The sequence below is a fragment of the uncultured Kriegella sp. genome, assembly GCF_963975415.1.
GTDB lineage: Bacteria > Bacteroidota > Bacteroidia > Flavobacteriales > Flavobacteriaceae > Kriegella.
The window spans coordinates 69,072-80,620 of record NZ_CAXBGN010000011.1; the positions used below are offsets into that span (position 1 = coordinate 69,072).

Consider the following 11,549-nt stretch of genomic DNA (forward strand, 5'->3'; position numbering starts at 1 on the left):
AAAAATATCATGAAAAAAAATAAAATAATTTTAACGATTCTGGCCATTATAGGCCTCACCGTATCCTGTAATGAAGATTCTTTGGAACTCACGAACCCCAATGAACTTTCACCGGATACCTTTCTTCAGAATCAGACGCAAGTACAGTCGGCGGTAAATGCCGTTTACTCGAATTTACAAACTCGGGGCCTATACAGCCGTCATATGTTTTTTATGATGGACAACATGGCCCATGAAAATGGAGGAAATCCGCAGCTAGAAGCCGACAAACGACAATACCTTGATTTTTCCTTTGATGCAAGTCACGGTGCAATTGGAGCCTATTGGGAAAGTTGTTACAGAGGTATTAACAAAGCTAATTTTGTAGTTGAGAACTCAGATAAAATCAATGCCATATTGCCATCTGTTATGAGCGACGACTTAAAACAAAAGGCCATTGGCGAAGCAAAATTCCTTAGGGCGCTCTTTTATTTCTTAATTGTTACCAGATATGGCGATGCCCCTTTGATCACGACACTACCACCCGATGATGGAGTAGGACTTCCTAAAAATACGAGTTCCGAGATTTATGCCCAGATAATTAAAGATTTACAGGAAGCCATTCCCGTATTGTTGGCAAAAGGTGATGAAGAGAACGGGCGTGCCACCAAAGGTGCCGCACAAGCTTTATTAGGCAAGGTTTATTTGTTTTTGAAACAATACGATGAAGCCCTTGTACAATTCAATGCCTTGAGCGGGTATGAGCTCGAAGACAATTATTTTGACAATTTTATGGAGGAAACGGAGCATGGCGTTGAGTCGATTTTTGAAATTGAATATGACGATGACTTTGGCACAAGTGCACAATGGAATTCAGATCGTAGTGGACAAGGACCCAACGAGGCTACTTTTAGAGGTCAGGAATATGGCTTCAACGATTGGTTCAATGTATTTCCTTCCGATGATCTTTTAAATGAATATGAGCCTAATGATATTCGATTTGAACAAACTTTCTATATCAACGGCGATACTTTTGGTCCCGGTGGTTCACTGGTTGTCGATCACTTTCCAAGTAATGGCGGCGGAAACGCAGGGTGGTCGAAATATTGTAATTATTACAAAGACGCCAATGAAGATCAAACCTCCGGTATTAATTTCAAATACCTAAGGTATGCCGATGTACTTTTGATGATGGCCGAATGTGAAAGCATGAGAACGGGTGGAAGCCAAGATGTGGCAATCGGCTATATCAACCAAGTGCGTGAGAGAGCCGGCTTAGATGATTTAGCAACAGGAATGTCTAAAGATCAAGTTTTTGATGCCCTGGTTCACGAAAGAAAAGTTGAACTTGCCGGTGAACAATCAAGGTTCAACGACATAATTCGTTGGGGCATTGCCACAACTGAACTCGCAGGAACAAATTTCCAAGCCGGAAAGCACGAGCTTCTACCCATACCACAAGGAGAAATAGATTCAAACATCAATATTAGTTCCGCTGATCAGAACTCCGGATATTAATAACGTAAAAACCATTTAGATTGAGTTAGTCGCAGTTGTAAAAACAGTGTGTTACGCGACACACTGTTTTTTTCTTCTGTTTCGTTCAAAAGCTGTAAATTATGAATTGAAAGTCTACCACATATCATGAAAATAAGCCTAATCTATAAAATCTATTTATATTCCATCGGGTTGATGCTCCTGAGCAATTGTTCCCCAAAAAAAGTACAGCAAAAAGAGGATACTAAAATATTCTCCGCTTTGAGTTCATCTGAAACGGGAATCGATTTCGCCAACAACCTGATAGAGAACGATAGCCTGAACTATTTCACCTATTCTTATCTTTACATGGGCGGCGGAGTTGCCACCGGTGATATAAACAATGATGGGCTCCTAGATATTTATTTCACCGGAAATCAAGTTCCAAACAAACTATATTTAAATAAAGGCAGTCTACAATTCGAAGATATTACCCAAAGTGCTGGGGTAGCGGGAGATAATCGTTGGTATACCGGGGTCACTATGGCCGATATCAACGGTGATGGTTTTTTGGATATTTATTGTTCCGTAGGTGGAAAATTCGCCCCAAAGAACAACGAACTCTATTTAAATAACGGCGATGGTACTTTCTCCGAAAAAGCGGCCCTATACGGCATAGACGATATCGGCAATAGTGTTCAAGCCACTTTCTTTGATTATGACAAAGATGGCGACCTTGATCTTTTTGTAGCCAACTACCCTCCTACTAAATTTGACTCACCGACATTTGTTTATGCTTACAAGATGAAAAATGTCAAAAATGATGAAACAGGTCACTTGTACGAAAACGACGGAGACCATTTTATCGATGTGACCAATACCTCGGGTTTGCGGGCTTTTGGTTTATCATTAAGTGCAACGGTAGGAGACCTCAACAATGACTCTTGGCCCGACCTTTATGTTTCCAATGACTTCAATTCTCCCGATTTCATGTACCTCAACAATCAAGATGGCACGTTCAGCGAAGTCATCAAAGAGGCTACTTCACATACCGCTTTCTATGGAATGGGTACCGACATTTCCGATTTCAACGACGATGGAAACCTTGATATTTTTCAAGTCGATATGTCGGCACAAAACAACAGAAGACAGAAAGCCAACATGGCGAGTATGAACATCGATCTTTTTTGGGATGTCGTAGATGCGGGATTTGGATACCAATACATGCACAATTGTATGCAGTTGAATTCAGGTGTATTTGAAAATGATATTCCACATTTTTCCAACGTTTCTAGAATAACGGGAACCTCCTCTACCGATTGGAGCTGGGGCCCTCTATTTGCCGATTTCGATAATGATGGACTCAAAGATTTATTCGTTTCCAATGGCACACGAAGGGAAATCAACAACAATGACTACTTTAACAAACTCAAAAATTTAAAGCTTAGTGCCGATACCTTGTTACAACTGAGCCTTAAAATTCCCTCTGAAAAAATTGATAACTTCATTTTCAAGAATAAGGGGAATCTTGAATTCGAACAGGCCAACAAAACTTGGGGCATCGAATTCAAAGGCTTTTCCAACGGCGTCGTCTATGCTGACCTTGACAATGATGGTGATCTTGAAATCATTACAAGTAATATTGACGATCCCGCATCGGTTTTTGAAAACAAAAGCTCAGAAAACAATCGTTACTTGACCATCAAGTTCGAAGGAGAATCCATGAACAAATTCGGTCTCGGCAATCGGGTATATGTGAGTGCCAATGGCCACTCACAAATGCAAGAACTTACCCTAACCAGGGGGTTTCAATCTTCTGTCGCTCCAGAACTTCATTTTGGACTGGCAAAGTTGGAAAAAATTGATAGCTTAAAAGTAGTCTGGACAGATGGCAAGGTTCAAAAACTTAAAAATATCGAAGCGAATCAAACCTTAGTTTTAAAACATTCCGAGGCCGTTGGCAGTGAAATTCGAACAAGCCATAAATCCAAATCTTTCGCTTTAGATGCGACTGGTATTTTCCCTGAACATCAACATCAAGAAAACAACTATAATGATTTTGAGAAACAGGTGCTATTGCCCCATAAAATGTCGGCTTTTGGCCCTGCCCTCGCAATTGGTGACATGAACAATGATGGTCTTGATGATTATTTCATAGGAGGTTCCGCCAACTTTTCAGGAAGTATTTTTTTTCAATTCTCCAATGGGTTCGAAAAACAAATTACTCCCTTTTTAGAAGGTGACAAGTTAAGCGAAGACACCGGGGCTCTGCTCTTCGATGCCGACGGAGATGGAGACAATGACCTGTATGTGGTAAGTGGTGGTTACGAATTCAAGCCAGATTCCAAGACCCTTCAAGATAGGCTCTACCTCAATGACGGAAATGGTAATTTCACTAAGGCAGATTCGACATCCTTGCCTGAAATGAAAACAAGTGGCTCAAAGGTATACCATGCCGATTTTGACCAAAATGGCAAAGAAGATTTATTGGTACTCGGTAGACAGGTTCCTGGTAATTATCCATCACCCGCCTCCAGTTACATTCTAAAAAATGATAGTAGGGCAAATGAAGTACGATTTGACTTTTCTGCGGAAATGCAACCACCTGAATTTGAAAATTTGGGTATGGCCACAGATGCTGTTATTACCGATTTCAACAATGATGGTCGGCTAGATATCATTGTCGTAGGGGAATGGATGCCCATTCGAATATTTAAAAACACGAACAGGGGCTTTGTAGAAGTATCTGAGGCTATGGGATTGACAAAGGATACCACGGGTTGGTGGTGGAGCATCGAACAAGGTGATTTTGATCAAGATGGTGATATGGATTATGTGGTGGGAAATAACGGCTTGAATTACAAATACAAAGCCAATGAAAATGAAACCTTCGATATTTTCGCTAATGACTTTGATAACGACAGCAATGAAGATATCGTTCTAAGTTATTACAATGAAGGGAAACAATATCCGGTGAGGGGCCGATCGTGCTCTTCACAGCAGATACCTTCAATTAAACAAAAGTTTGAAGACTATGAAAGTTTTGCTGATGCAACCCTAATTGAGGTATACTCCGAAAAGTCTTTAAAATCGGCACTGCACTACCAAGTGAAGTCATTTGCCAGTGTTTATTTGGAAAATAAAAATGGTCGATTCATTGTACATGAACTCCCCATCGAGGCACAGACTTCAAGCATAAACGGAATTCTAGCGGATGACTATGACAAAGACGGTCTTTTAGACCTGCTTATTGCCGGCAACTTATACGCTTCAGAAGTAGAAACCCCTCGTAACGATGCAAGCTATGGTCTTTTTCTTAAAGGAAACGGGAAAGGTAGTTTTAAGGCAGTTCCCGCATCAGAAAGCGGATTTTTAGTACCTGGAGATGTAAAAGATTTGGCTACTATCGACTATAATAACAAGACCTATGTTGTTGCAGCGAAGAACAACGATGCAATGCAATTTGTTGAACTGAATTAAATGATAGGGCAAAATACCCAAGGCGCTTTATTCCAATTGACATAGAAAGTTAATCTTCAAACAGACTTAAAGTTCGATGGCTTCACCGGGTCGATATGCGATTTCTGCAACCTTGAACTATCTTAAATAAGAGGCGCCTTTTGACAAACTTGGATCATGATAGCATAAATACCATTTGTTTTCTAACTTACAGATGGGATGCTGTGAGAGGCCTTAATAAGAGCTAAAATACGTATAGCGCACGTGAAAAGGGCATATGGGGTATTCCTTAATGACATAACCACTGTAATGCCCGTTTCCTGTAGCATAAGAAAGGAGCATCTACCCTGATATTTATAAACCCACGATCCTTTAACGAAATTCCGCTCAATTCCCCCTATGAATAAAAAACCACTCTTCATGGCTACAATCTGAACTTCTTTTGAAGCTGATTTTAAAACAATAGCGGTATATTATATTCTATGCCCAACGATGATTTAAACATGGCATCTGTACCATATTTTTAGCATAATTTTTAAGTTTCAATTTGGTTAAATTCTAATCAAAAAAATTCACGTATTATTTCAACTCTGTTGGCAATACACCAAAGTGTGCCTTAAAACATTTCGTAAAATAGGAAGGTGATGAAAAACCCACTTTAAAGCATACCTCACTGATCGATTCATTGCCAGCCTCTATCATTTGTTTCGCTTTCTCCAATCGTATTCTACGTAAAAACTCATTCGCGGAATAACCCGTCAGCGCTTTTATTTTTCGATACAATTGACTCCGGCTCAAATGTAATTCTTCCGCTAAATGTTCTACATTGAGGTTTTCATCAGACATGTTCGCTGATATATAGTCCAACACCTTGTTGATGAACTTTTTATCTAGGTTTGTCGTATTCCCAAGTATTTTTACGTTGTTAGAATCTTTGAAATATTTATTAAATAGAATTTGACGACTGGAGATAATTTGCTTGAGTTGTGCCTTTAAAACCTTCATTTCAAAAGGTTTGCTTAAGTAAACGTCAGCCCCGGAATCTATGCCCTTTACCCAATCATCGGTCATTGCTTTTGCTGTCAACATCAACAACGGAATATGACTTGTCTTAAGATCCTCTCGAATACGTTTGCAAAACTCAAATCCATCCATTTCAGGCATTACGACGTCTGTCAAAATCATATCTGGAATTCTTTTCGTAGCCACTTCTAATCCTTGAGCTCCATTAACCGCTTCAATAATCATATAATCATGGTTTAATTCGTTCTTAAGGTAATCCCGTAATTCTGTATTATCTTCAACGATAAGCAAGGTTTTTTGACCATTTGACCCCAATATTTGGTGAATGATTTCTTCTTCAAATTCCGGTACGGAAACCTCTTTACTTTCCTCTTCTGGCCCCAAAAACAATTCATTGGCTTGAAAATGAGCATTTCCCAAGGGCAAAAAAACCCTGAACTTTGTACCAATTGCCTCATCACTTTCAACCACTACCTTTCCCTTTAAAAGGTCTACAAAGTTTTTAACTACTTCGAGACCAATACCTGTTCCGCCATAGTACTGACTATTCATTTTTTCGACCTGATAGAACCGCTCAAAAACCTTTTCTATTTCCTCTTTCTTTATACCGCTGCCGGTATCTTCTACATAAATTTCTAAAGCGTGAACAGGCTGATCTGTATATATCAAAGGAAAAATCACCTTTTGGTTGCACCTCATAATTCCCACGGTAATCGCTCCATGGTCAGGTGTTATTTTAAATGCGTTTGAAAGTATGTTGAAAATTATTTTTTCAAGCATAGATGGATCACTCCACAACGTGATAGGGAATTCGTCTGATTCTACTTCGAATACAATGTTTTTGAGTATCGCCTCTTCCTCAAAATGACCACTGATTTCCTTTACAAAAGATATCGCCTCGATTTCGGAAATTTTAACTGACAACTTATTAATTTCAAGTTTCCTGAAATCCATCAGTTCATCTATCAACCGTTTTAGTCTGCTTGTATTCTTATGTATAATTCGTAATTTTTCTTGAATGGTCTTTGTCAAAACAATTCCTGAATCGTGCATAATATCTTCTAAAGGATTCAGAATAAGTGTCAATGGGGTTCTAAACTCATGTGAGATATTGGTGAAAAACTGAATTTTTCTATCATTTAGTGTTTCTTCTTGAATTCTTCTATCTCTTTCAAACTGTACGATGCGTTTTTCCCTTATTCGTTGTTTGATCAGGTTCGTCAAAAAGTAAGACGTCAATACCACGGCGAGCACGTAAAAAAATATTGCCAAATTAGTGCCCCACCAAGGACGTAGTATCGTCAATTCTAAAGTTTGGGGGGTTTCGTTCCAAACGCCATCGTTATTTGCAGCTTTTACTTTAAAGGTATAATCACCCGGGGGCAAATTGGTATAGGTAGCACTTCTGGTTTCGCCAACATAATTCCATTTATTTTCAAAACCTTCCAAATAAAATGCATATTGATTTTTCTTGGGTCGGGTAAGGTTCATACCTGCATATTCAATTGTAAATACAGATTGATGATGTTTTAAAGTAAGGCTTTCAGTCTGGCCAATGACCTTTTTTAAAGGAGATAGCTCTTGGTTTGGAACTACAGATTTATTAAAAAGCTTAAAATCGGTAAAATAGACTTGGGGCTTATTTGTATTTAATTTAATGTTTCGTGGATTTACATAGTTAATCCCCCCATAGTTACCGAAATATATAACACCATCTTCATCTTTATAGGCGGCATTAAAATTGAAATCGTTCGAGAGTAAACCGTCGTTCATATCAAAGTTCTTGAAAGTCTGGCTTGTCCTATCAAACTGCGAAAGGCCATTGTTACCTGCCATCCAAAGGTTTCCGTTATCATCTTCCAAAATTGACGCAATGGTTTCTTGGCCTAGACCGTCTTTTTGACCGTACCAAACAAAACTTTCGTTGTTTGGATCATATCTGCAGAGACCGGCGCCATCCGTTCCTATCCACATCAATCCTTTACTATCTTCAAATAATGAAACAATCACATCGACCACGAGTTTATTCCCTAAATCTTGGTGCATGCTTTCCTTTAGTGAAATTACTTTTTGGGGCTTTGTTAATTCACTCGACAGTTTATAAAGACCTGCAGTAGTCCCCATCCAAATGGTATCGTTTTTATCGACCAATACTTTTCGCATAGCGCCTTGACCAGGACTGGGGTCTTCGAATATTGCATTGTTATGGTGACTGAAATTTTTATTGATCGGATTATAGGAATGTAACCCTTGAACATAAGAGCCAATCCAGATAGTTCCCCTCGAGTCTTCCGAAAAACTCATAATGCGGTTCGACCTTAACCCACAATTCGTATTCGACACCGTATAGTTAATGAAAGTGGCTGTATTGTTGGGTAGAAAAAAAATTCCGGAGTTCCAGGTACCCACCCACAGGTTATCCTTGCTATCCATAAAAAGGGCTACGACGTCTCCGGCGTCTAAGCCCGATAGAATATTGTTCTTCGAATTTTTTAGGTGTACGATATTCTTCTTAACGGGGTCATAGAGATCAATACCACCGCCATCCATACCGATGAATATGCGGCCACTTTTTCCTTTTACAATTCCGGTAACCGACGGCAATTGCAAAGAATTGCTCATATTGGCGAGGCTCTCAATGTCTTTAAATTTGTCTGAAAGACCGTCGTATACGCCTACACCATTATTATAATAGCCTATCCAAATTCGACTTTGTGTATCAACAAATATTGACCAAATAGAATTCGATTTTATACTGTTGGCGTCAAATTTACTGTATCGATAATTTTTACGGAGGGTTCCATTTTTTTTCAACACGAAAAGCCCGTCATTTTCAGTACCACATAAAATATTGCCGTCGGAAGCCTGTGCAAGGGATAATACTCGTTGGTCGGTTATTCTAAAGTTATGTACCTCATAGGAATTAAAGGCAGTTACCTCTACTTTTATCAAGCCATTGGAAAATGTGCCAATCCATATCGAACCGTCATCATCTTGCAACATAGATTCGATATTATAGGAGAAATCGGTATCGGAAGACTCGTAAATAGATAAAACCGGATGAGCCTTTGTACCGTCATACTCAAAAAGGCCCTGATTGGCCCCCATCAATAACTTGCCGGTACTACTTTTTATCAAGCTATTTATTTCAAGATCAGAAATTCGTGTATTGGTAATTATGGGTACGCTATAACCTCTTAAAGTTTCTGGATCCACCTCGAAAAGGCCATTGTAGTGAGAGCCGATTACCAATGTACCATTTGAGCTCTCTTGAATCGCCTTGATCGGCACATTTTCTAGCGCTACCGAATCTCTGTAAAGCACTACCTGTTTGAATTCGTCGTAATCGCGATCATATAAATTCAACCCGGCTTTGGTTCCGATCCACAATCTATCTGATCTATCGACATACGTAACATAAATCAAAGAGCTACTCAACGAGTTATCTTCATTGAAATCTTGCTTATATGACACGAAATCAATACCGTTATATTTTTTTAACCCGACCCCGTTTGTACCCATCCATATTAATCCGAGGCTATCTTGCACAATGCTTGAGACCGCCCTTTGGGTGTTGTTCTGCTCTATATTGACGAAAGTATATTCTTCAGGGCTATCTTGAGCATTTGTATAACTGCTGATTAGCAATACAATGGAAATACCAATTTTAATTATAAGGGCAACTTTCATAATGTCATTAAAAAAGAATAGCACTTTACGAAAACAATTGTTCTTTCAAGCTTTGAAACCAATCAAAATGTTTTTGAAAAACAACCCGAACATTAAGCCGTTCGTTTAGATTCATTTACGGCAAAATCGATCTAAAGTATCAATATAATTAGAAAAAATAGTATACTTGTTCAAATGCATCATAATTACTAGCATGGGCAACATGAATGCTACTTTCTTATGGCAGAATCATACATTTTAGAATACTACTTCCCGTTTTCAACGGCAAAAATGTTTAATTACCGCAAAACATATCTTAAAGAATATCTGCTGTAGTTTCATCACCCTACATAAGATTATCCACTAAAAAATGAACATACCCAATGAAACGGAATTTTAATATAATACCAAGAGAGATAAGAGGAAAGGAAGATTATGATTATTACTTGGGGAATTCAAAAGAATATGAAATACGGTAACCATATACGAAAATACAATGGCTTTTGACAAAAAAAATTGAAGAAAGTAAAATGGTAGCGCGATGCCACTTATTTACTTTATTTTCTAACCTTTTTTAATAAAAGCTTCTAAAACGAAGAAAAAGATGCAAAATCTATAAGGCCATAAATCGTTAAAATTCCCTTTGTACCTGATATCGGGCATCATAGGAACCAACAACTATTAATTTTCCCAGTGCTTCAAAGAGAAACAATTCAAGACGAAAACTTAGGTTATTTGTAACTGTAGGCTATCTGAGCTAGCTGACCAACAATTTTAACGGAATCTTTCATAGATAATTTAGAGCCATCAGCATGTATCCATCTTTTTAAGGGTTGCTCACAAATTAATTTTTTGGTCTGCTCTTTCCCATAAAATTTTCGCATCCTCATAAAAATTTCGACATCGAATAGCCATTTTGTGATGAACTTTTCATTGAACATATTCATAGCAATTTCCCTATCCATAATTTTAGCACCACACTGTGTGTCCTTAAATGGCATGCCTAATATGGTCTGAATAATTAAGTTAATGGTCATACTTATGATTTTTCGTGCCGATTCTTTGGTAATATTGGCTCCCATTCTACTAATTCTAGAACCGCTTACAATTTTAAAATCAGAGTTTTCAATGGTCTTAACCAAATCATCAAAATCTCTAAAATCCGTAGACAGATCAGCATCTAAAAATCCAATGTAGTCAAATTGTTCGTCTTTGACCAAATGCAATACGCCTTGGCGTACGGCTTCAGCCTTACCCCCATTTATCTCACAATTATAAACACTTATATTATTGGGGTTCGCATTTTGTAATTCTTCCAAAACTGCCAAGGTATTATCTGTACTTCCATCATTCACCAAACACAAATGGTAACCTAGGTTTTTATGGGCGAACTGCTTAAACTCGGCACTCAGCAATCTATCCTCTTCATTATAACAGGGAATAACCACGCCGACCACGTTCTTCTGCAGCATACGTGCTTCATTTCTTTCCTCGGTTGTATTGACTGTCGTTGCCGGCACACCAATAATACGCTTAATTCTTGCAGCCATCTCTTCAAGACTCACAGGCTTTTTCATGTAGTCATCTATTCCTAAAGTGAAACCATCCATGATAACCTGTTCATTGGTATTCCCTGACATTACCAATACTGGTGTTTTGGATTTCTTTGTTAGGCGAATAAATTCTACAACCTTTAAACCAGACATATCTGGCATGTTAATATCGACCAAGACCAAATCTGGTTCAAAGGTTTCATAAAGCGACATACCGGTTTCTCCTGAATTAGCGGTCATTACCTCATAACCTAGTTCCGACAGTTTTTTTTCGACCGATAGCAGTATTAATTTTTGATCATCAATGGCCAATATCTTCATAGTTTTTAATTTGGTTAAGAATTTAAAGGATAAGGTTTTGGGACGTATCTTTTATTCCTAAGATTTCTA

The 11,549-nt window shown here is 38.4% G+C and carries 4 protein-coding genes; 2 read left to right on the forward strand and 2 right to left on the reverse strand.

What is annotated here, in order from left to right:
* The first annotated feature begins 9 nt into the window (after positions 1-9).
* Positions 10-1,497 carry a RagB/SusD family nutrient uptake outer membrane protein gene (locus AACZ88_RS19430; protein WP_339714021.1) on the forward strand — a complete coding sequence of 496 codons (1,488 nt, stop codon included), beginning with the start codon at positions 10-12 and terminating at the stop codon, positions 1,495-1,497.
* Positions 1,498-1,623: 126 nt separating this feature from the next.
* On the forward strand, positions 1,624-4,935 hold the full coding sequence (locus AACZ88_RS19435) for a VCBS repeat-containing protein (protein WP_339714023.1): 3,312 nt from the start codon (positions 1,624-1,626) through the stop codon (positions 4,933-4,935).
* 558 nt (positions 4,936-5,493) lie between these two features.
* Here the strand turns inward: AACZ88_RS19435 and AACZ88_RS19440 are convergent.
* Both AACZ88_RS19440 and AACZ88_RS19445 read right to left on the reverse strand, forming a co-directional pair.
* On the reverse strand, positions 5,494-9,627 hold the full coding sequence (locus AACZ88_RS19440) for a two-component regulator propeller domain-containing protein (RefSeq protein ID WP_339714026.1): 4,134 nt from the start codon (positions 9,625-9,627) through the stop codon (positions 5,494-5,496).
* 710 nt (positions 9,628-10,337) lie between these two features.
* Positions 10,338-11,480 carry a response regulator gene (locus AACZ88_RS19445; protein WP_339714029.1) on the reverse strand — a complete coding sequence of 381 codons (1,143 nt, stop codon included), beginning with the start codon at positions 11,478-11,480 and terminating at the stop codon, positions 10,338-10,340.
* Between the last annotated feature and the right edge of the window lie 69 nt (positions 11,481-11,549).